The 20,925-nt window shown below is 65.5% G+C and carries 16 protein-coding genes; 6 read left to right on the top strand and 10 right to left on the bottom strand.

What is annotated here, in order from left to right; genetic code table 11:
* Nucleotides 1–40 precede the first annotated feature (40 nt).
* The 4 genes from VMJ11_RS26735 to VMJ11_RS26720 all read right to left on the bottom strand — a co-directional run bounded on the left by VMJ11_RS26735 (nucleotide 41) and on the right by VMJ11_RS26720 (nucleotide 8,758).
* On the bottom strand, nucleotides 41–1,210 hold the full coding sequence (locus tag VMJ11_RS26735) for a GNAT family N-acetyltransferase (protein ID WP_325623402.1): 1,170 nt from the start codon (nucleotides 1,208–1,210) through the stop codon (nucleotides 41–43).
* Between the two features lie 362 nt (nucleotides 1,211–1,572).
* Nucleotides 1,573–2,493: a transglutaminase family protein gene (locus VMJ11_RS26730; RefSeq protein ID WP_414694477.1), complete on the bottom strand. Its 921-nt coding sequence runs from the start codon at nucleotides 2,491–2,493 to the stop codon at nucleotides 1,573–1,575.
* Nucleotides 2,490–5,156 carry a circularly permuted type 2 ATP-grasp protein gene (locus VMJ11_RS26725; RefSeq protein WP_325623398.1) on the bottom strand — a complete coding sequence of 889 codons (2,667 nt, stop codon included), beginning with the start codon at nucleotides 5,154–5,156 and terminating at the stop codon, nucleotides 2,490–2,492. Before VMJ11_RS26725 ends, VMJ11_RS26730 begins: the two co-directional genes overlap by 4 nt.
* Before the next feature lie 77 nt (nucleotides 5,157–5,233).
* Nucleotides 5,234–8,758, bottom strand: coding sequence for a transglutaminase family protein (locus VMJ11_RS26720; RefSeq protein WP_325623396.1), 3,525 nt, complete (start codon nucleotides 8,756–8,758; stop codon nucleotides 5,234–5,236).
* Nucleotides 8,759–9,066: 308 nt separating this feature from the next.
* Here VMJ11_RS26720 and VMJ11_RS26715 point away from each other — a divergent pair, with 308 nt between their 5' ends.
* Nucleotides 9,067–10,137 carry a putative zinc-binding metallopeptidase gene (locus VMJ11_RS26715; RefSeq protein ID WP_325623394.1) on the top strand — a complete coding sequence of 357 codons (1,071 nt, stop codon included), beginning with the start codon at nucleotides 9,067–9,069 and terminating at the stop codon, nucleotides 10,135–10,137.
* Between the two features lie 8 nt (nucleotides 10,138–10,145).
* Here VMJ11_RS26715 and VMJ11_RS26710 read toward each other — a convergent pair whose 3' ends face one another.
* The 5 genes from VMJ11_RS26710 to VMJ11_RS26690 all read right to left on the bottom strand — a co-directional run bounded on the left by VMJ11_RS26710 (nucleotide 10,146) and on the right by VMJ11_RS26690 (nucleotide 14,928).
* The gene (locus VMJ11_RS26710) at nucleotides 10,146–11,618 is read right to left on the bottom strand and encodes a circularly permuted type 2 ATP-grasp protein (protein WP_325623393.1); all 1,473 of its coding nucleotides are present in this window, start codon (nucleotides 11,616–11,618) and stop codon (nucleotides 10,146–10,148) included.
* A gap of 520 nt (nucleotides 11,619–12,138) precedes the next feature.
* Nucleotides 12,139–12,576, bottom strand: a complete 438-nt coding sequence (locus VMJ11_RS26705; RefSeq protein WP_325623391.1) for a cupin domain-containing protein — start codon at nucleotides 12,574–12,576, stop codon at nucleotides 12,139–12,141.
* Between the two features lie 112 nt (nucleotides 12,577–12,688).
* Nucleotides 12,689–12,865 (bottom strand): hypothetical protein, encoded by a 177-nt coding sequence (locus VMJ11_RS26700; protein ID WP_325623389.1) that lies wholly within the window; start codon nucleotides 12,863–12,865, stop codon nucleotides 12,689–12,691.
* Nucleotides 12,866–13,016: 151 nt separating this feature from the next.
* A complete protein-coding gene (locus VMJ11_RS26695) occupies nucleotides 13,017–13,679 on the bottom strand; it encodes a gamma-glutamylcyclotransferase (protein ID WP_325623387.1) in 663 nt (220 codons plus the stop codon).
* Between the two features lie 373 nt (nucleotides 13,680–14,052).
* A complete protein-coding gene (locus VMJ11_RS26690) occupies nucleotides 14,053–14,928 on the bottom strand; it encodes a LysR substrate-binding domain-containing protein (protein WP_325623385.1) in 876 nt (291 codons plus the stop codon).
* A 114-nt stretch (nucleotides 14,929–15,042) separates the two neighbouring features.
* On the opposite strand from VMJ11_RS26690, the gene VMJ11_RS26685 reads away from it, so the two are divergent.
* From VMJ11_RS26685 to VMJ11_RS26675, 3 genes are read left to right on the top strand one after another with little or no spacing between them, the layout of a single operon-like run.
* Nucleotides 15,043–15,351 (top strand): carboxymuconolactone decarboxylase family protein, encoded by a 309-nt coding sequence (locus VMJ11_RS26685; protein ID WP_325623383.1) that lies wholly within the window; start codon nucleotides 15,043–15,045, stop codon nucleotides 15,349–15,351.
* A gap of 20 nt (nucleotides 15,352–15,371) precedes the next feature.
* Nucleotides 15,372–15,773 (top strand): tautomerase family protein, encoded by a 402-nt coding sequence (locus tag VMJ11_RS26680; RefSeq protein ID WP_325623381.1) that lies wholly within the window; start codon nucleotides 15,372–15,374, stop codon nucleotides 15,771–15,773.
* Between the two features lie 41 nt (nucleotides 15,774–15,814).
* Nucleotides 15,815–16,330 (top strand): DUF4865 family protein, encoded by a 516-nt coding sequence (locus tag VMJ11_RS26675; RefSeq protein ID WP_325623379.1) that lies wholly within the window; start codon nucleotides 15,815–15,817, stop codon nucleotides 16,328–16,330.
* Between the two features lie 129 nt (nucleotides 16,331–16,459).
* On the opposite strand, the gene VMJ11_RS26670 is transcribed toward VMJ11_RS26675, so the two are convergent.
* Nucleotides 16,460–18,427: a KUP/HAK/KT family potassium transporter gene (locus VMJ11_RS26670; protein ID WP_325623377.1), complete on the bottom strand. Its 1,968-nt coding sequence runs from the start codon at nucleotides 18,425–18,427 to the stop codon at nucleotides 16,460–16,462.
* 587 nt (nucleotides 18,428–19,014) lie between these two features.
* Between VMJ11_RS26670 and VMJ11_RS26665 the strand changes: the two genes are divergently transcribed.
* Both VMJ11_RS26665 and kdpA read left to right on the top strand, forming a co-directional pair.
* A complete protein-coding gene (locus VMJ11_RS26665; protein WP_325623375.1) occupies nucleotides 19,015–19,110 on the top strand; it encodes a potassium-transporting ATPase subunit F in 96 nt (31 codons plus the stop codon).
* Nucleotides 19,107–20,915, top strand: a complete 1,809-nt coding sequence (kdpA, locus tag VMJ11_RS26660; protein ID WP_325623373.1) for a potassium-transporting ATPase subunit KdpA — start codon at nucleotides 19,107–19,109, stop codon at nucleotides 20,913–20,915. Before VMJ11_RS26665 ends, kdpA begins: the two co-directional genes overlap by 4 nt.
* Nucleotides 20,916–20,925 lie beyond the last annotated feature (10 nt).

The following is a 20,925-nucleotide window of genomic DNA, read 5'->3' as shown; positions in this document are numbered from 1 at the left end:
CGCGAACTCGAATTGCGCGAGGCGAATATCGAGTTGCCGCTCAAGTGCCGGCGAGCGTGCGGACCTTGCGAAAGACACGGCGAATCTGCTCTGCCGCGAGCGGCACTTCGGCGAGCCGGCCGCGCAAAGTTAGTATGACGAAATGCGACTCGTACCAGCTCTTATGATTAGACCAGCGCTCCTTGTAGGTGGAAAAGAACGGACGAAAGTCAAAATCCCGGCCGCTCGTGTGCGCCCAGCGCACGATGCTGTCGACGAGCAGATTGCCGACCGACCACGCCGCGTAGGCTTCGTCGTAGGTCGTGATGAAGTACTCGATGCTGCGCGGACCGGCGAGGTTGACCGAAGCGGCAACGGGTGTGCCATTCACTTTCACGAAAAAGACGAGCGGCGTTGCCACGAGATCGATCCGTCCTGCGAGGTCGATGAAGAAGTCGCGCACCCGGTCGTCCATGAGAAACGCCGTGTCGAAACCGCGCGCGAGCGCCCAGCGGCGCTTGTTCGCAAAGAGCCAGGTTAGCACCTCGCGGGCGTCGTCGGCGTCCTGGCACCAGCCATACTGGACTACGCCGTTGTCGGCGAGACGTCTTGCCCTGCGGCGCAGCGACCCACGCAGCGATTCGGGCCGCGTGGCGACAAAGGCGTCGTAGGTGGTGAATGCGGAGAGTGCTATCGAGTAGCTGTCCACGCGACGCCAGCGTTCGGGTATCGCGCGCAGCACCCACGACTGCGGCATACGGGCCAGCGCGGCTGCGAGCGGGCCATTACGTTCGACGAAACGCATTTCCAGCACGTCGGCATCGACGCGGCACAGCGCTTCGAGGGCGGCGATGTAGAGGCGCGCTTCGGCTGGATCCGCGACGAGCGGGCCGCCGTACTCCTGGTCGTTTCCGCAGCCGAGCGCGCGTGCAACACGGTATGCGCCCCGGCGCGCGATGATCACCGGCCAGAGCGCGACGAGCACCGTGCCGTCGGTCACGAGCACGACGCTGACCGTCGCGCCAAGCGCGAAGGCGCGGGCCGCAGCAACTTCGCAGTACGTGAATTCGAGGCTCGGTGGACACGTGGCGGCGAGTGCCTCCCACGCTGGGCGCAGGCATGTGAAGTCCGCCGCCGACCTGCACACGCGAATGATATGGCGAATTGCGCTTCTCGCGAGAGGCGGCGCAGTTTCAGGGATGCAGACGGCTTCGATCGGCGTGTCTCGCATGGCATCCTCCGACAATTCAATGCGGCGTAGCATCAAACTGATGTTTGCGGCGCAGCATCGAACTCTAATAGTTCGTAGTACAAATGAATTGGAATATGTGCACCTGTCGTGTGCATATGGTCTCCAAAACATGATGCGCGCGAAACAACCCCTTCGCGCATTGCTTGATTTTGGCGGGGAACGACTAGTGGTTGGCTTATAGATTGAAAGCTATCGAATCATCTGCAGTAAGCAGTCATTGATCTGCAGTATGCAATCGGGAAAGGCGCAGGCGTCGAGCACCCTGGCAGGCAGCGCGGCGAGCGGGAGACGATCACGATGTTCAGGCAGCGCCAGCGGCTCGTTGTCTTTCGAGTTGCTTATCAACCGGCGCTCACGTGCACCGCAACATCCACCCGATGCGCGCCGCCGCCAAGGATCACGCCGCGCAGCAGCGACACGTCGCTGTAATCGCGCCCGACGGCGAGCGTCACGTGGCCTTGATCGGCGAGCACGTCGTTGGTCGGATCGAGATCGATCCAGACGGCAGGGACCGCGGAAGGAGCCGGTGGCACGGAGGGTACCGAGGGAACGTAGAGCGACACCCACGCATGCGAGGCGTCCGCGCCGATCATGGCAGGCGCGCCGGCGGGCGGATCATTGCGCAGATAACCGCTCACATAGCGTGCCGCAAGCCCTATCGAGCGCAGGCAGCCAATCATCACCTGAGCGAAGTCCTGGCACACGCCGTGGCGTAGCGCGAATGCGCGCGCGGCCGGCGTGTCGAACGCGGTTGCGGTGGTCTCATACGTAAAGTCGGCATGGATGCGGTGCATCAGGTCGATCGCACCGGCCGCCACGGCGACGCCGGGCGCGAAGCTCTGCAGCGCATACGCGCGCAGCTCGGGCAGCAACGCGATATTCGGCGAGGCAAAGCAGAACTCCGACTGCGCGTCGAATGCGCCGCCCGCCGTGTAACGCAGCGCATGCGCAACGTCCTCCCACGCCGGCGTCGCCGCGATGTCGAGCGAAGCGTAGCGCGGCGAGAGCAGCACGCTGGTCTCGCTCGTCATCTGCAGGTAGTCGTGCGGTGCGTCGAACGAAAAGTAGAGCACCTCGTTGCCGAAGGCGTCGTGGCGACTCGTCTGATACGAAGGCGTTGGCTCGATGCACTCGCGGTGGGCGAGCACGCGCTGCCATGGGAGTTCGAGCGGGCGGATCGTCGCGAGATGCTGCGCGGTCTCGACGAGCGTCGAATAGCGATAGGTCGTGCGGTGCATGACGCTCAGGCGCGTGCCGCTCATGACCATACCTGCGCGGCGAGCGGCTGGGCGTGGCTGAACCAGCGCGCGCTGATTTCGTTCGACGTCGCGGCCATGCGTTCGGCGAGGCTGTCGCAAAGCGCGGTGAGCGCGGGATAGCGGCCGTCGTCGCCGGGTTCGCAAAGCGCCTCGAGCGTGGGCAGCATCTCGATGGGCGCGAGTTGCGAGGCGAACGGCTCGCGCCGCGGGCCGCCCGCCGCCTGGGCGATCTCGTCGAGCCGCGTGCGCAGCCGCGCATAGACGCCATAGAGGCCGCGCGGGTTGGTCGGGTCGGTCACGATCAGGTCGAGCAGGGCGGGCACTTCGAGGCGGCCCGGGTACAGCGAGCGATACGTGAGCGTGCTGTCGAAGAGCTGCAGCAGCACGTCGAAGCCCGCGGGCGTGGCGAGCGTGCGCTCGTGCGCGGCGATGCGCAGCATCGTGGCGAGGGCGGCGACGCGTTCGATGTGCCGCCCCGCGAACAACAGCCGCCATGCCTCGTCGCGCGTCATGCGGTCGCCCTGGCAGCCGCTGATGGCGCTCAACTGTGTTGCGAGTGCATCGAGCGCGCCCACCAGCGCCATGCGGTCGTAAGGCGTGGGGCGCCGGAATTCGATGGCCGCCGCGCCGTGGCGCGCGGGCACGGGCGCAAGCGATAGGGCCTGGAGCGCGTCGCGGAAGTCGTTGCGCGCGGCGAGCACGGTGCGCCAATGGTCGCTCGAAAGCCGGCCGCGAATCTCGCCGCAGGCGTACGCCTGGCTCGCGAGTGTCTGGCCGATGCCCATCGCGCCTGCGCGTTCGTGGAGATTGGCCACCAGCACGCGTTCGAAGTCGTTCAGGCCGCGCCGCACTTCGCTGCCCTTGGATGGCACGAGGCCATTCGCGGCGGCGAGTTCGACGAAGGTGCCGAATAGCTCATCGGCGTCGCTGCCTTCGAGCGAACCGAGAATCAGCCGGCACAGCCGCACGCCGTTCTCGGCGCGCTCGCCGTAGCGCCCCGCCCAGAAGAGGTTCTCGGCGGCGCGGCTCGGCACGCGGCGGCGCTCGCGGCGCAGGTCGCCGGGCTTCATTGGGCTGGGCAGGAGCGTGAAGGTCGAGCCGGGCTGGCTCGACAGTACCCAGGTATCCACGCTGCTGCCGCCCACCTGCATCGATACGGATTCCTGATGTTCTGCCGCAAGGCGCGTGAAGCCACCGGGCAGCACGCGCCAGCCGCACTCCTCATCGGCGATCGCATAGACGCGCAGCACGGCGGGCCGCGCATCGAGCATGCCCGCGCCGTTCTCGTAACGCGGCGTATAGCTGTAGCGCAGCGGCTGCTGGATCGTGAAGGCGTCGGGCAACTGCTCGATGCGCTCGCGCCAGTCGGCGAGCGTCTGGAGTCCGGCCGCGAGCCCCGGTGGCGCGCTGGCATTCTCGCGCGCGGCCGACAACGTGGACGATGCATGCACGCCGGCGGGCCAGGTCGGCACCAGCAGCGCCTCGGGTCTCTGCGCGAGCGCGTCGCGCCAGGCGGCCTCCTCGCCGCACCACCAGGTGGCGACGCCCGGCAGCGCGAGCGGCTCGCCGAGCAACGCCTCGGCAATGCCGGGCATGAAGCCGTGCAGCGCCGGCGATTCGACGAATCCCGCGCCGGGCACGTTCGAGACCATCACGTTGCCCGCGCGCATGACCTGCAGCAGGCCCGGCACGCCGATGGTCGAATCGGCGCGCAGCTCGACCGGGTCGCAGAACGTGTCGTCGAGGCGGCGCAGCACCGCGTGCACGCGCTCGAGGCCATCCAGCGTCTTCAGGTACAGCATGTCGTCGCGCACCGTCAGGTCCTTGCCCTCCACCAGCGTGAGGCCGAGGTAGCGCGCGAGGAACACGTGCTCGAAATACGTCTCGCTGTAGGGCCCCGGCGTGAGCAGCACGATATGGGGCGAGGCACCGTTCGCGCGGCGCTCGTCGGCGCTCATGATCGCGCGCGCGGCGGCGGCGAGCGTGGCGATGAGCTCCGAATACCACGGCGCGAGCCGGTGCACACGCATCGTGCGAAACGGCTCGGCGAAGAGGCTCGAGACGATTAGCCGGTTCTCCAGCAGATAGCCGAGCCCCGAGGGCGCTTCCGTGCGATGCGAGACGACGGTCCATTGGCCGTCGGGCGCGCGCGCGAGGTCGAGGGCGACGATCTGCAGGTACTGCCGCCCGGGCGGCACGAAACCCTTCACGGCGCGCAGGTAGCCGGGGTGGCCGAACACCAGCGCGGGCGGCAGCAGGCCGCGCGCGAGCAGCGTCTGCGGACCGTAGATGTCGGCGACGATCTCGTTGAGCAGCCGCGCGCGCTGCGCCACGCCGCGCTCGATCTGCGCCCATTCGTGTTCGTCGATGATGAGCGGCAGCACGTCCAGCGCCCAGGGGCGGGGCCCGCCGCGGTCCGCATAGACGTTGTAGGTGATGTCGTTCTCTCGCACCTGGCGCGCCACCGAGGCCGCGGCGCTGTCGAATGCCGCCGCGCCGGGCTTGCCGAGCAGTCCGAAGAACTGCCGCCACGGCTCGCGCAAGGTGCCGTCCGGCATGCTCATCTCGTCCCAATGCTCCGCGCGCACCGGCAGCGTGGGTAGCGGCGCGCTCGCCTGGGCGTCGCTGGCGGCGGATTCGAACGGCAGGGAGGATTGAGTCGGCAAGATCGTGGGTCGTGGCGGCGCGCCGTGGCCTCGCGGCGCGCCTTTGGTTGGGGCTCTTCTCGTGTTATCGGCCGGACTCAGCCGCGCCGCAGATCGAGTGTGAACGGAAATTCGAGGCTGCGTTCGGCAGGTGGCACCTCCACGGGCCCCGGCGTATGCCCGGTCGTGAAGAAGCGCGCGCGCCGCCGGCTTTCGGCCTCGTAGGCGTTGACCGGAAACGTCTGATAATTGCGGCCGCCCGGATGGGCGACATGATACTGGCATCCGCCGATGGCGCGTGCACTCCAGCTATCGACGATATCGAACGTGAGCGGCGCATGCATGCCGATGGTGGGGTGCAGCGCGGACGGTTGCTGCCATGCGCGAAAGCGCACGCCCGCCACGCTCTCGCCCACGCGCCCGGTGGGCTGCAGCGGCAGCGCGCGGCCGTTCACGCTGATCAGATGACGGCTCTCGTTGATGCCGAGCAGGCGCACTTCGAGCCGCTCCACCGAAGAATCGACATACCGCACCGTGGCGCCGCTCGCGCCTTCCTCGCCCATCACGTGCCATGGTTCGAGCGCGTGGCGCACAGTGAGGGAGATGCCGCTCGTGTGCAGCTCGCCGACCAGCGGGAAGCGGAACTCGAAGTGCGGCGCGAACCATGCGGGATCGAGCGCGAAGCCTGCCGCGGTCGTTTCGGCGAGCACGTCGTCGAAGTCCATCTGCACGAAAGTGGACAGCATGAAGCGGTCGTGCAGCGCGGTGCCCCAGCGCGCGAGGCGCTCCGTGTACGGCGTTTTCCAGAAGCGCGCGACGAGCGCGCGCAGCAGCAGTTGCTGCGCGAGGCTCATGCGCGCGTGCGGCGGCATTTCGAAGCCGCGCAGTTCGAGCAGGCCGAGCCGGCCGGTCGGCCCGTCGGGCGAGTAGAGCTTGTCGATGCAGAACTCGGCGCGGTGCGTGTTGCCGGTCACGTCGATGAGGATGTTGCGCAGCGCGCGGTCGATGAGCCAGGGCGGCACACGCTCGCCGCTCCTCGCATCTACGCCCAGGTCCTGCAGCAGGTCGACCTGACGCTGGATTTCCTTGAGCGCGATTTCCAGTTCGTAGACCTGATCGTTGCGGGCCTCGTCCACGCGTGGCGCCTGGCTCGTCGGCCCGATGAAGAGGCCCGAAAACAGGTAGGAGAGCGACGGATGGTTGTGCCAGTAGGCCACGAGGCTCGCGAGCAGGTCGGGGCGGCGCAGGAACGGGCTGTCGGCGGGCGTGGCGCCGCCCAGCACGAAGTGATTGCCGCCGCCGGTGCCGGTGTGGCGGCCGTCGAGCATGAACTTTTCGGTGGAGAGCGCGGTTTCGTGCGCGGCCTGATAGAGGAATTCGGTGCGCTCGACCAGTTCTTCCCAGTGCGACGACGGGTGGATGTTCACCTCGATCACGCCTGGGTCGGGTGTGACCTGGAGCAGCTTGAGGCGCGGGTCGCGCGGCGGCGGATAGCCCTCGATCACCACAGGCAGCGCGAGGTCGGCGGCGGTGGCTTCGACGGCGGCGAGCAGGTCGAGGTAATCGTCGAGTTCGGCGAGCGGCGGCATGAAAACGTGCAACTGGCCCTGCGCGCTGCCGAACGAGGCGGCTTCGGCATTCGGGCCCGCGGCGCGCGATGGGTCGCGCACTTCGACGCACAGCGCGGTGCGGTGCAGCCATGCGGCGGATTCGCCTCGCTCGGGGTAGCGATCATGGCGACTCGTGCCGGCTTCGCTGCCGTGCCCCGCAGCGTGGCCTGCGCCGTGCCCTACGCCTTCGGCCCAGGCAGCCACGGGGGCCCCGGTGGCGCTTTCGTCGTACGGCGGCTGCGCGGCGGCGAACCCGCTCTCATATTGCATGCGCAACTCGGCCGCGCTGCGCAGCGGCGCCGGCGCGGCGAAAGGATCGCGCGCGTGCAGCCACGGGTAGTCGCCCGCCGCGACCCACGGCAGCGAGTCGAGCGGCAGCCGGTAGCCCATCGGCGAATCGCCGGGAATGAGGTACATGCGTTCGTCGCGGAAGAACCACGGGCCGCTCACCCAGCGCGGCCCCTGCAAGGCAGGTTCGGCCGCTGGGGTCTCCGCGCGCTCGCACGCGAGCGGCAGCACGTAGCCGGTCACGGTGTCGAGCCCCGCGTCGAACACGCGGCGCAGCCTCATGCGCTCGAGTTCGTCGTCGAGGCGCGAGTCGAACGGGTCCACGTTCACGGGCAGGCGGCGTTCGCGCCACAGGTAGTACCAGGTGTCCTCGTAGCCGGCGTGCACATGCTGCGGATCGACCGCGAGCTTCGCGGCGAGGTGTGCGATGAAGCGCTGCGCGTCGGCGGCTGTGTGATGAGCGGGCGAGCGCTCGTCGGCGAAGAGACGGGGGTCGCGCCAGCAGGGCTCGCCGTCGGTGCGCCAGTAGAGCGAGAGCGCCCAGCGCGGCAGCTGCTCGCCCGGATACCACTTGCCCTGGCCGATATGCAGGAAGCCCTGCGCGCCGTAGCGCACGCGCAGCTTGTCCATGAGCGCGATGGCGTAGCGGCGCTTGGTCGGGCCGAGCGCATCGGTGTTCCATTCGGGCGCGTCGCGGTCGGCCGCCGCCACGAAGGTCGGCTCGCCCCCCATCGTCAGGCGCACGTCCTGTTCGGCCAGCGCGGCGTCCACCTGGGCGCCCGCCGCATGCAGGCCGGCCCATTGCGCTTCGGTGTACGGCTTCGTCACGCGCGGCGTCTCCTGCGCGCGCTCGATCGTCATCGAATGCGAGAACTCGACTTCGCATTCGTCCAGCGCGCCCGAGATCGGCGCGGCGCTGCCGGGCTCCGGTGTGCAGGCGACAGGAATATGGCCTTCACCCGCAAGCAGCCCCGAGGTCGGGTCGAAGCCGATCCAGCCCGCGCCCGGCAGGTAGACCTCGCACCATGCGTGCAGGTCCGTGAAATCGGACTCGGCGCCGCGCGGGCCGTCGATCGCCTTGACGTCGGGCGTGAGCTGCAGCAGGTAGCCCGAAACGAAGCGCGCCGCGAGCCCGAGGTGGCGCAGCGTCTGCACGAGCAGCCAGCCCGTGTCGCGGCACGAGCCCGAGCCCTTTTCCAGCGTTTGCTCGGGCGTCTGCACGCCCGCCTCCATGCGGATGAGGTAGCCAATCTCGCGTTGCAGGCGCTGGTTCAGTTCGACGAGAAAATCGATGGTGCGGGGCGCGGGCGAAGGCGAGCGGTCGATCGTCTCCATGAAGGCGGCGAAGCGCGGCGTCAGCGCGCTGCGCGCGAGGTACGGCGCCAGTTCGGCCGCGAGTTCGGGCGCGTAGGTGAACGGAAAGTGCTCGGCGCCCGGTTCGAGGAAGAAGTCGAACGGGTTGTAGACCGCCATCTCCGCGATCAGGTCGATCGTGACGCGGAACTCGCGCATCGGCTCGGGAAACGCGAGCCGCGCCTGGTAGTTGGCGAACGGGTCCTGCTGCCAGTTGACGAAATGAACGGCGGGCTCCACGCGCATCGAGTACGAGAGGATGGGCGTGCGGCAGTGCGGCGCGGGGCGCAGGCGCACCACGTGCGGCGCGAGGCGCACGAGCCGGTCATAGCGATACTGCGTGACATGGTTTAACGCGACACGGATGGACACACCCAACTCCTCGATCGACGTGAACGGCAGGGAAGAAAAGGCGCGCACCGCGCCATGCTTTGCAAAGGCCGCGGGCGAGGGGCTGATGGCCTCGCGCGCGCAACACGCCCGCGTGCGTATGATGCAGACGGCGTGGGTGCCGGATGTGACAGCGGCGGCCATGCGGGCGCGGCGAGGAAGCGAAAGGCGGCGAAGTCGGGAAAAGCGGGAAAAGCGGGAAAAGCGGGCGCCGCTGGTTGCGGCACGCGGCGTGCTGCACGAGGCACCGCGGGCACTGCGGCCCGCGCAACAACCACAGGAAAGCAGCAATGAAGACGTTTCACTGCGACCACTGCAATCAACTGGTGTTCTTCGAGAACGACCGCTGCGAGCGCTGCCAGGCGCGCCTCGGCTATGTGCCGCAGATGGGCGAGATGCATGCGTTCGAGGAAGCGGGTGAAGGCCGCTGGCGCATCCTGAACGAGCAGGGCGAGGGCGCCCTCTTTCGCCAGTGCCACAACTACATGGTCGAAAACGTCTGCAACGGCATGATCCCGGACGATTGCGCGGACACGCTGTGCCGGGCCTGCCAGTTCACGCGCACGATTCCGGATCTCACGCGGCCCGAGAACCGTCTTTACTGGTATCGCATGGAAACGGCCAAGCGGCGCCTGCTCTACACGCTGGGCGCGCTCGGCCTGCCGCTCGCGACGCGAGCCGAAGACCCCGAGCACGGCCTGCAATTCGAATTCCTCGAAGATGCGCCCGACGGCCAGAGCGTCATGACGGGCCACGATCATGGCCTCATCACGATGAACATCGCCGAGGCCGACGACGCGCATCGCGAGCGCACGCGCGTCTCGCTGCACGAGCCATATCGCACCTTGCTGGGGCATTTCCGCCACGAGGCCGGCCACTACTACTTCGACCGCCTTATTGCGGGCACGCGTTGGCTCGAACCCTTTCGCCGCTGCTTCGGCGACGAGCGGGCCGACTATGCCGCAGCGCTTGCCTCGCATTACGCCGAAGGCCCCGCGCCCGCCTGGGCCGAGCGCTATGTGAGCGCGTATGCGTCGGTGCACCCGTGGGAGGACTGGGCCGAGACGTGGGCGCACTACCTGCATATCGTCGACACGCTCGACACGGCAACCGCCAGCGGCCTCGCACTGCTGCCCGAGCACGCGGACGAGCCCGTGCTGGTCGACCAGACGCCGGTCGACGAGGCGAGCTTCGACGGCCTGATGGCGCGCTGGTTTCCGCTCACCTACGTGCTCAACAGCCTGAACCGCAGCCTCGGTATGCCGGATGGCTACCCGTTCGCGCCGGCCCCGCCCGTCATCGACAAGTTGCGGTTCGTTCATCGCGTGATCTCGGCCTCCGCTATTCGTTCGCTATCCTGATCGATGGGCTAGCGTTCCAGAACCCAGGTGTCCTTGGTGCCGCCGCCTTGCGAGGAATTGACGACGAGCGAGCCTTCGCGCAGCGCGACGCGCGTGAGCCCGCCCGGCACCATGACAACTTCCTTGCCCGAGAGCACGAACGGACGCAGATCGATATGGCGCGGCGCGATGCCCGTTTCGACCCAGGTCGGGCAGGTGGAGAGCGAGAGCGTGGGTTGCGCAATGTACTTGTCCGGGTTCGCGACGAGCGCCGCGCGGAACGCCTCGATCTCGGCCTTTGTGGAGGCCGGACCCACCAGCATGCCGTAACCGCCCGCGCCGTGCGTTTCCTTCACGACCAGTTCCGGCAGATGGTCGAGCACGTAGCGCAGATCGTCGGGCTTGCGGCACATCCACGTGGGCACGTTGTTCAGTAGCGGCTCTTCGCCCAGATAGAAACGCACCATGTCGGGCACATACGGGTAGATCGATTTGTCGTCGGCGAGGCCTGTGCCCACCGCGTTGCACAGCGTGACGTTGCCCTTGCGGTAGACGTTCATGAGGCCCGCCGCGCCGAGCGCGGAGTCGGGGCGGAACGTGAGCGGGTCGAGGAAGTCGTCGTCCACGCGGCGGTAGATCACGTCCACGCGTTGCCGTCCCTGCGTCGTGCGCATGTAGAGATAGTCGTTGTCGACGAACAGATCCTGGCCCTCGACCAGCTCGATGCCCATTTGCTGCGCGAGGAACGCATGCTCGAAGTAGGCCGAGTTGTACATGCCCGGCGTGAGCAGCACGACGGTGGGGTTGTCGGCGCCGGCTGGAGCCGCGGCGCGCAGCGTGTCGAGCAGCAGGTCGGGGTAGTGCGCGACCGGCGCAATGCGGTTGCGCACGAACAGGTCGGGAAAGAGCCGCATCATCATCTTGCGGTTTTCCAGCATGTAGGAGACGCCGGAAGGCACGCGCAGATTGTCTTCGAGCACGTAGAATTCGCCCTCGCCGGCGCGCACGATGTCGATGCCGGCGATATGCGCGTAGATGTCGCGCGCCACGGTTACGCCCTGCATCTCGGGGCGGTACTGCGCGTTGCGCAGGATCTGATCGGCGGGCACGATGCCGCGCTTGATGATTTCCTGCCCGTGATAGATGTCGTGGATGAAGCAGTTGAGCGCGTTCACGCGCTGGCGCAAGCCGCGTTCGAGCTGGTTCCACTCCTGGCGCGGGAAGATGCGCGGAATCACATCGAAGGGAATCGTGCGCTCGGTGCCCGCGCCCGTCACGTCCTTCTCGCCGTAGACCGCGAACGTGATGCCCACGCGCCTGAAGATGGCATCGGCTTCCGCGCGCTTCTTGTGCATCTGCTGCTCGCTCTGGCTGCACATCCACGCGAAGAATTCGCGGTAGTGCGCGCGAGGCTCGCCTGCCTGCGCGAACGCCGTGGCAGCCATGCCCCGAACGTCGAATTCCCCGTGCTCGAACATCTCGTTGAAGAATATTTGCGTCATATCCGTTCTTCCGTCCGCTGTGCCTGGCAGAACCTGCCCCGACTGCCCTGACCGGCGGTCGCTTCACGCGCCGCGGTGCGCTGCTTTCGATCGGTGACGCCTGATTATCGCCGGTGCACGCTCGCACTGGGTTTCGCGTGGCGCCGGCGGATCGCCTGATCGAAAAATCGATGCCAGTGCGCGCGTCGCGAGGACGCGGCCGGCACGCACGCCGTGCGGCGACTACCGCAACGCCGGGTGATCGGGCTGATGGGGTCGATGCAACTTCCATGCCGATGCGGTGAAACAGCGAGGCGCGCGAGGCGAGACGCGGGGACAGGCCGAAGCGCAGCGGCTTTGTGCGCCCACCAGGCGCTAACCAGGCACCAACCAGGCACTAAATAGAGGCGTAACGCAGCGGCGCGGCGGCTAGCGAGCGGCATGCCGTGCCCGATGTTGGTGCGCGCGCCGGAGTCGGCGCGCACGGCGGTTCGGGCGCTTTAGGGGTTTAGCGTTTCGAGCGGACGCCGGCGCGCTGGTTTCACGTCGGGGCGGTGCTCGTCCACGGCGTGGGCGCGGGAACGGCGCAGGCCGCTTCGACGTCGATCGACTTGAAGTTCGCCGGGCTCACGATTTCCAGGTACTCCATGTCGGGCGAATAGTCGAACAAATAATGGGCGATGCCGGGCGCCTGATGTACGCAGTCGCCCGCTTCGACGAGCGTCTCCTTGTCGCCGTACATGAAGCGCGCCCAGCCCTTCAACATGATGACGATGTGAAAGTCCGCCTCATGCCGGTGCCAGCCGGTGCCCAGTTCCGGAGCAAGATTTGCCCTGACAAGTTGCGCGACCACTTTGCCGTGCGTCGCATCGGCAATGCCGAGGTCGCGATAGAGGAAGAAGTCGCGCAGGCCGCCGCCCTCGAACGACGTGTCCTGCGGTTTGACGTGGGAAAACTCCGTAGCGAATCCGGTTTGCATGGCAGCGCTCCCAGGTGAGGTGAAGGCCCGATTCGCAAGCACGTCCTGTACCAACGCGGTGTGCGAAGTCGGAACGGGTTTCGTTGCGCAACGCCCGGATCGCCTGCAGCCTTCAGGCGGCGAGAAGCGCCTTGTGCCGGGCCGCCACCGCCGCTTCGTCGCGCAGCGCCTTTTGCGCCGAAGGCCGTGCATCGATGCGTGCGATCCCGGCCATCAGATGCTTCGGATGGCTGAGATCCATGCCCGAGCGTTCATGCCACATCGTAGCCCAGACGTACGCGTTCGCCACGGTGAAATCTGCTGGCCGCTCAACGTGGTGCGGCCATCGGCGAGCCGGTTGTCGATGTCGGGGCTTGCGCCGTTGCAAGCAGTATCCCGGCATCCGAACCGGCGATAGACAACGCGCGGGACACGGCTCTCTTGCCTCGCGGGTGACAATCTCAGGCTTGATTCGTTTGCAGACGTGCAATGGCTCGCGCGACTTCTTCGACGTACGCATCGGCCAGCGCGCAATCGGCCAGTGCCTGCTTGAGCCGGAACACGTATTCGGCATTGCTGCCGAGCGCGCCTTGCGCCGCCGCGATCACATGGGCGATTGCCGAAGGGCTCGAATCGCTCTCGTATTGCCGGCAGCCGTTCGCCACGAAGGCGAGGGCGGGCTTCGTCTCGCCCGTTGCGAGCGTCACGGTGGTCCAAGTGGGCGTGTAGGCGCCGGTGACCATCTCGCGTATCCAGAGGATGCGAAGCTCGTCTTCGAGCGAGGCGGCGGCGAGCCGCAGCGCCACGCCCTGCGCGCTGCCGCCCGGTTCGAGCGCGAGCATGCGGCCCGGGCGTTGCGGCGTGCCGCGCCCCGCGACGAGCCGGATGCAAAAGCTGCGGTGCCAGCCGTGCAGCGTGGCGGCCACGCGCTCGTCGTAGCTGGAGAGCGGATTCCAGATGAGCGAACCGTACGCGAACACCCAGACATCCTCGCCGGCGGGGCGCTTTGCCATCGTCTCGGCGAGCGACTGGTCGATCTGGGCCTGGGTCCAGAGAATATCGGGCGGGAGGAAATTAAAACTCTCCAGATACGCACCGGAGCAAATCGCGTCTCTGTTTAACATGGGGTGGGCGTGGTCGTCGAATCTTCGGTAGCCAGTATGGAGCCGCGGCCGGCCTGGATAAAGCGCCTCAGGCGGGATTCTGAGTTCACCTCAGGGCGACAATCCGTGGCGATCGGCGCCAATCGCTGCGGCAATGCGCCTCAGGCATCGCGCGACTGTCTGCCCGCAAGCGACGCTTTGCACACCGCCGCCTGCATGGCTTGAAGTTTGTCCATGATTCTTGCCTGGGCAACCGGGGCGCTGTGTCGCCGGGTTGGGTGCGAGTATGGACGTGCTGCGTGCGCGGATAAACGGCGCGGTGGGAGACGCTTTGGCCACGCGAGGGAGACAATCGGAGTCGGGGCCGATAGCGGCCCTCCACCCAAAGCCGCTATCAAGCCGAAACGCTTTCGCGGATGTCGGCTGCGAGCAATGCACAGGTCTCGTCAGGTTCCATCTCCAGACGATGAAGCACGAGGCCGACTCGCGGCAACGCCGGCAAACCGTACTCCGCAGCCGGCAGCGCGCGCAAATTGTTCCTCAGCCCGAACTTCGTGCGCACCGTCACACCGAGCCCGGCGGCCACTGCCGCCCAGACGGCTCCGAGGCTGTGGCTCGTGAACGCGAGCCGCCACGCAATGCCAGCGCGATCCAGCGCGTCCGTCGCGATCGTGCGCATGAGGCAGGGCGCATCGAATGCCACGAGGGGCAGCGGCGTACTCTGGTTTCTCCACGATTCGGGGCGTGCGTCCGCAGGCCCGATCCACTGCAGCTGGTAGCTCCCCACGTCTTCCCTATACGGCGTGTCCTGCGTTCCTTGCCATGTCAGCGCGAGGTCGAGCCGGCCGCCGATCATGTCGGACACCAGTTCGACATTGCGTGCCACTTTCGCCTCGATGTGCACACCCGGGTGGCTGCGCGCGAAACGGCCCAGCACATCGGGCAGCAAATGCTCGCCGAAGTCTTCCTGCAACCCGAGGCGCACCGATCCTTCGAGTCCGGCAACGCCAACGGCCATTGCCGCTTCATCGTTCAGTTCGAGCATCCTCCGCGCATAGCCGAGCATGACTTCGCCGGCATCCGTCAATGCCATGCCGCGGCCAGACCTGCGCAGCAGCGCGACGCCGGCCTGGTCTTCGAGCTTCTTCAATTGCGCACTGACCGCAGAAGTCGATCGCCCAAGCCGGTCCGCCGCTTTGGCGAAGCTGCCAAGCTCCATCCCGGCCGCGAAGCTCCTCAAGGCATCTAGATCGAAGTTGACCCGCCGCATTGAATCGTCCTGAAAAACTGAATGGTGTGTTTTGAAAATCCCGATTTTCGGAATCATCATAGCGCCATACACTGCCCTTGCCAATCAATTCAATTCACACGAGGAGAATGCGCCATGACTTCAATGGTGGGGTTCGGGCAGAAGGCATTCGGGCGCGTTGCGCCGAAGCTGGCCGAAGTGACCGACAACGTGCTGTTCGGCGATATCTGGGAGCGGACCGGTTTATCGAAGCGCGACCGCAGCCTGATCACGGTGGCCGCGCTTGTCTCGCTGTACCGGATCGAACAGTTGCCCTTCCACCTTGCCAAGGCGCTCGAGAACGGGTTGACGCGCGAGGAACTGGCCGAGGCTTTCACACATCTCGCGTTCTATGCAGGATGGCCCGCGGCGGCCAGCGCCATGAGTCTGCTCGACAAGGCGTGAACTTTACTAAGGAGATCTACATGCCAATGGCTCGTATTTCGCTGCTCAAGGGGAAGCCCCGGTCATACTTGGAGGTCTTGTCGGACGGTGTGCATCGCGCGATGGTCGAGACGTTCGACGTGCCGCTCGACGACCGCTTCCAGGTCATACATCAGCATGAACCGGAAGAACTGGTGTTCGACAGGCACTACATGGGCGGCCCGCGCTCGGACAACTATGTGCTGATCTGCATTACGGCCGGCAAGCCGCGCAGCACATTGATGAAGGAGGCCTTCTATCGCCGCCTGACCGAAGTGCTCGCCGAATCGCCAGGCATCCGTCCCGAAGATGTCATGGTCGTCGTCAGCATGACGAGCTTCGACGGCTGGTCATTTAGCGGTGGCGTCGCGGCGCTGTTCCCGCAGCAGGAGGTTGCGCAATGATCGCGATGCAATACAGTATCCTGCTGCCGGCCGACTACGACATGGGCATCATCGACCGGCGTATCGCCGAGCGCGGTCATTCGACGGATGGCTTTGCGGGCCTCGCGTTCAAGGCCTATCTCCATGCAAGAAAAGAAGGCGTGCCTTCGTCCCCGGACAACCTGTATGCGCCTTTCTATCTCTGGCATACGACTGAAGGCTTGAACGAATTCCTGTGTGGGCCCGGCTTCGTGGGCCTCACGCAATCGTTCGGCTGGCCATCGGTGCACACCTGGTCGGTGTGGCATGCGCAGATGTCGAAAGAGATGACGCGGGCGAAGTATGCGACGCGCGAAACGGTGCCGATCATGCCGCATGCGGATCTTGCGTCGTTGCGCCGTGCGGAAATCGAACGTTCGAGAGAACTGCTGTCGAGCCCCGACGTTCTGGCGACTGTCGCCGGCTTCGAGTCGACGAACTGGAGCCTGGTTCGCTTCCGGCTCTGGAGCAAAATGCCAGAGCGTCCATTGGACGGACAGGTGCACATCTATGGTGTTGGCCACGTGTCGACAGGTTGAGCGAAAAGCTCGGGACGAAGTCGTCATGGACACATTCGAGGCGGCCTGCTGAGCACGCGATCATGTTCAGCGGGGGCCTTCGGCACGACGTACACAGCACCGGCGCGCAATGAGCGTGCCGCCATCCGCTCAAACGAGGTCGAGCCTCGCGCCCATCTCCACTACGCGGTTAGGCGGCACCTTCAGGTGCGCAGTCGCATCCAGTTCGTTCTTGCGCAGCAAAATAAACAGACTCAACAGCAAACGTCGCCCGATATTCAGATCCGGACGGACAGTGAGCGACTCGCGCCCGAGGTAGAACGAGGTGGTCATGGCGTCATACGTTTCTCGTCCGGCTTTTTGCAGGGCTTGCTCGAGCAGGTCCGGCACGTTGAGCGACTCCAGGTAGCCATAGCGACCCACGACGCGAATGAAGCCCTGATCGAAGCATTCCACATCGAACCGTGCTTGCTGCGGTACGCGCGGGATTTCCTCGGTGAGCAAGGTCAGCAGCACCACCCGCTGGTGGAGGACCTGATTGTGCTTCAGATGATGAAGCAGGGTGGTAGGCACTGAGTCCCCGGCTGCCATCAGAAACACGGCGGTGCCCGTAACCCGGTATGGCGCGTCTTTCGCGAGACTCGAAATAAAGGTTTTGAGCGGCAAGCCCGAATCGCCCCGTGAGCGGCGCATTGCGCGCAGCCCGATCAGCCAGGATGTCGATACCAGGAACGTGAGGCTGCCGACAGCCAGTGGCAGCCAACCACCATCGGCAAACTTCAACGCGTTGGCCGCGACAAAAGATGCATCCACAATCATGAAAATCCCGGCGACAAGTGCGATGCGCCACATGGGCCACTTCAATCGCACGTGTGCGAACGCGGCAAACAGCATGGTGGTGATCGCCATGGTCGTCGAAACTGCAATGCCAAAGGCGGCCGCGAGACGGTCGGACGAGCGAAAGAGCAGCACCACGCCAATGGTGCCGACCATGAGAAGCCAGTTCAAGCCTGGCAGGTAGATCTGCCCGGCCGTGCTTGACGAGGTATGCCGGACTGTCACACGCGGTGATAGTCCGAGTTGCGCCGCCTGTCGCGTGAGTGAGAAGACGGCGGAGATCAGGGCCTGCGACGCGACGATGGTGGCGAGCGTTGCCAGCACCACCATGGGATACAAGCCCCACGCGGGTACGGTCGTATAGAACGGCCGCGATGCCGCACCAGGATCGCGCAGCAGGAGTGCGCCCTGTCCAAGATAGCTGGCGGTCAGCGCAGGCAGCGCCAGCCCGTACCAGGCCAGACGAATGGGGCGCGCGCCGAAGTGCCCCATGTCGGCATACAACGCCTCGCCGCCGGTAAGGCACAGCACCACCGCGCCCAGCGCGAGAAAGCCTCTGAAGCCGTTGTGCAGGAAGAAGGTGAAGCCGTTGGCCGGATTGAACGCCGCAAGAATGGTGGGTGTTGTGGCAACGGACGCGACGCCAAGGACGAAGATCACGACGAACCAGATCGCCAGAATCGGGCCGAACGCCACGCCGACCCGGCCGGATCCCAGGGGCTGGACAGCGAACAGCGCCACGAGGATCACCACCGTGATCGGCACGACGTAATGCGAGAACGCGGGTGTGGCGACCTCGATGCCCTCGACCGCGCTCAGCACGGATATCGCGGGTGTGATGACGCCGTCGCCGTACAGCATGGCCGTGCCGAACATCGCGAGGAACACCCACCGTAGTGCGCCCCGCCGCATCTCGCGCCCGGTACGCTCGCCCACCAGCAGTGCGAGAAGCGCCAGCAATCCGCCTTCGCCGTGATTGTCGGCCTGCATCAGCACAAGAACATACTTGATGCTCACCATCAGGATGAGGGACCACAGGAAAAGCGAGACGATTCCCACCACGTTTTCCGGCGTCGCGGCTACGCCACGCGCGCCATTGAAAGCCTCCTGCAGTGCGTATAGAGGACTGGTGCCCAGGTCGCCGAACACGATGCCGAGCGCGGCGAGCGCGAGCGATCCCATTGCGGTGGCACCGTGCGTGGAGGGTGGCGCATGCGGGGGACCTGCGTTGTTCGCGCGCTGGTTAGCCGGATCGACGCCGGCGTTGGTCTGATTCGACATGTTGTCTACGCTCGTGTGGTTTGAACGCAAGAAGCATCGGACGACGTCGGTGCATGCCCGCTTTGAACGCCACTCGCGAAAGGCAGGCAACGGTCCGCCGATTGTGCATCAGTTCCGTGACGATGTCGCGTGTGTCATAGCGTGCGCGTGGGTTTATCGCGGCACACCACGGCCCCGCAGTTCATATACGGTCTTTCGTCACCGGCGGCCGCGCGGCAACGGCGCTCGGAGGTCAGCGAGCGTAAAGCGCCTGAAAAGAGGCTATGCAGGTCATTGGATGGCATCAAGGTCGCCGTGATCGTTAATTAAGCAAATTGCGCAATCACGCTGATCGATGCATGGACACAGGGAAGCGTCACCGCCAGGCGCTTTCCGTTCTTTCGATATTTACACCTTTTTTATTTGCCCTTGCATAGGCTTGTCATGTCTTCGACCAGAGACGGCATTACTTTGTCGTTGTGCGATTCGTCACAGGGAGCGGAAATGGACCTGATCTACGTAATCGGCGTCGTCGCCTTTTTGGGGCTTTCTCTCGCGCTCGTGATCGGCTGCGAGAACCTGCACAGGAACGCACCGGGAGGCCGGCCATGACCTCATGGATGATCTGGCTCGCGGCCGCATCGACACTACTCCTGCTCGTGTACCTCGTATACGCGCTGCTGCGCGCGGAGGAACTCGAATGAACGCCTACAACCTTCTCCATGTCGTACTTTTCATCGTAGTCCTGATTGCCGTCGCGATCCCGCTCGGTTACTACATGACCTCCGTGCTCGACGGTTCGTCTATCGTCGTGAGCAGGATCGGGCGGCCGGTCGAGCGTCTGCTCTATCGCCTCGCGGGAGTCGATCCCGAGGCCGAAATGTCGTGGAAGCAGTACGCGTTCGCGGTGCTGCTTTTCAACGCGCTGGGCGCGTTGGTGGTGTATGGCTTCTTGCGTCTGCAGCAATGGCTGCCAGCCAACCCGCAGGGCTTCGGGCCGATGACGCCTGACGCCGCGTTCAATACGGCGGTCAGTTTCATCACCAACACGAACTGGCAGAACTACACGCCCGAAACCACCGTGAGCTATCTCACGCAAATGACGGCGCTCGCCGTGCAGAACTTCCTTTCCGCGGCGACGGGCATTGCGGTGGCCGTCGCGCTGATCCGGGGCTTTGCGCGCCATACGACAAGCACGATCGGCAATTTCTGGGTCGACGTGACGCGCTCCACGCTGTACATCCTCATGCCCATTGCGTTCCTGATCGCGCTGGTGCTCGTCAGCCAGGGGGCGATCCAGAATTTCAGGGCGTATGTGGACGTACCGACACTGCAGGTCACGACCTACCAGGTGCCGAAGACCGACGCACAGGGCAATCCGCTCAAGGATGCGAAGGGTAATCCCGTGATGCAGGACATGAAGGCGGACAGGCAGACCATTGCAATGGGGCCGCTCGCCTCCCAGGAAGCGATCAAGATGCTCGGCACCAACGGCGGCGGATTCTTCAATGCCAATTCCGCGCATCCTTACGAGAACCCCACGCCACTGGCGAATTTCGTCCAGATGGTGGCCATGCTGTGCATTGGCGCGGCGTTGTGCGTCGTGTTCGGCAGGATGGTGGGCGACAACCGGCAAGGTTATGCGGTGCTCGCGGCGATGACCGTGGCGTTTGCGATCGGCTGCTGGGGTGAAGTGTCGTTCGAGCAGGCGGGCAATCCGCTGTTCACCTCGCTCCACGTGGACCAGGCCAGATCGGCGCTGCAGCCGGGCGGCAACATGGAAGGCAAGGAAGTGCGCTTCGGCATTGCCGATTCCGGCATTTTCACGGTCGCCACCACTTCGGCGTCGTGCGGCGCGGTCAACAACATGCACGACTCGCTCACGCCGATGGGTGGCTTCGTGCCGATCCTCATGATGCAACTTGGCGAGGTGGTCTACGGCGGCGTGGGCTCGGGCCTTTACGGCATGCTGGTCTTCGCGCTGCTGGCGGTATTCATCGCAGGGCTGATGATCGGGCGCACGCCTGAATACGTCGGCAAGAAGATCGAGTCGTACGAGATGAAGATGGTGTCGATCGCAGTCCTTATCATGCCGATGATCGTGCTGGTTGGTACATCGATCGGCGTGCTCTCGCCGCTCGGCACCGCCGGTATCGCCAATCCCGGCCCGCATGGATTCTCCGAGATTCTCTATGCATTCACTTCGGCCACGAACAACAATGGCAGCGCGTTCGCGGGGCTCTCCGTGAATACGCCGTTCTACAACGTGCTGCTGGCAATCGCCATGTGGTTCGGGCGCTTCGTGCCGGCAGTCGCGGTGCTCGCCATCGCGGGCTCGCTCGCGCAGAAAAAGCGCATTGGGGTGACAGAGGGCACATTGCCCACGCACGGTCCGCTGTTCGTCGTGCTGCTGCTCGGGGCCGTGCTCCTGATCGGCGCACTCACGTTCGTGCCCGCGCTTGCGCTCGGCCCTGTTGCCGAGCATCTATCGATGATTACAGGTCACTGAGTCAGAGGTC

Origin of the sequence: Paraburkholderia sp., from assembly GCF_035501035.1 — a bacterium.
Taxonomy (GTDB): Bacteria; Pseudomonadota; Gammaproteobacteria; order Burkholderiales; family Burkholderiaceae; genus Paraburkholderia.
Note: the sequence above shows the minus strand (reverse complement) of the source record. Positions and strands in the feature narration are given on the sequence as shown.

Bases quoted from the DNA above. Each gene is read 5' to 3' on its own strand.
- VMJ11_RS26735 (WP_325623402.1), bottom strand. From the start codon at position 1,210: ATGCGAGACACGCCGATCGAAGCCGTCTGCATCCCTGAAACTGCGCCG.
- VMJ11_RS26730 (WP_414694477.1), bottom strand. From the start codon at position 2,493: ATGAGCGGCACGCGCCTGAGCGTCATGCACCGCACGACCTATCGCTAT.
- VMJ11_RS26715 (WP_325623394.1), top strand. From the start codon at position 9,067: ATGAAGACGTTTCACTGCGACCACTGCAATCAACTGGTGTTCTTCGAG.
- VMJ11_RS26710 (WP_325623393.1), bottom strand. From the start codon at position 11,618: ATGACGCAAATATTCTTCAACGAGATGTTCGAGCACGGGGAATTCGAC.
- VMJ11_RS26705 (WP_325623391.1), bottom strand. From the start codon at position 12,576: ATGCAAACCGGATTCGCTACGGAGTTTTCCCACGTCAAACCGCAGGAC.
- VMJ11_RS26695 (WP_325623387.1), bottom strand. From the start codon at position 13,679: ATGTTAAACAGAGACGCGATTTGCTCCGGTGCGTATCTGGAGAGTTTT.
- VMJ11_RS26690 (WP_325623385.1), bottom strand. From the start codon at position 14,928: ATGCGGCGGGTCAACTTCGATCTAGATGCCTTGAGGAGCTTCGCGGCC.
- VMJ11_RS26685 (WP_325623383.1), top strand. From the start codon at position 15,043: ATGACTTCAATGGTGGGGTTCGGGCAGAAGGCATTCGGGCGCGTTGCG.
- VMJ11_RS26680 (WP_325623381.1), top strand. From the start codon at position 15,372: ATGCCAATGGCTCGTATTTCGCTGCTCAAGGGGAAGCCCCGGTCATAC.
- VMJ11_RS26675 (WP_325623379.1), top strand. From the start codon at position 15,815: ATGGGCATCATCGACCGGCGTATCGCCGAGCGCGGTCATTCGACGGAT.
- VMJ11_RS26670 (WP_325623377.1), bottom strand. From the start codon at position 18,427: ATGTCGAATCAGACCAACGCCGGCGTCGATCCGGCTAACCAGCGCGCG.
- VMJ11_RS26665 (WP_325623375.1), top strand. From the start codon at position 19,015: ATGACCTCATGGATGATCTGGCTCGCGGCCGCATCGACACTACTCCTG.
- kdpA (WP_325623373.1), top strand. From the start codon at position 19,107: ATGAACGCCTACAACCTTCTCCATGTCGTACTTTTCATCGTAGTCCTG.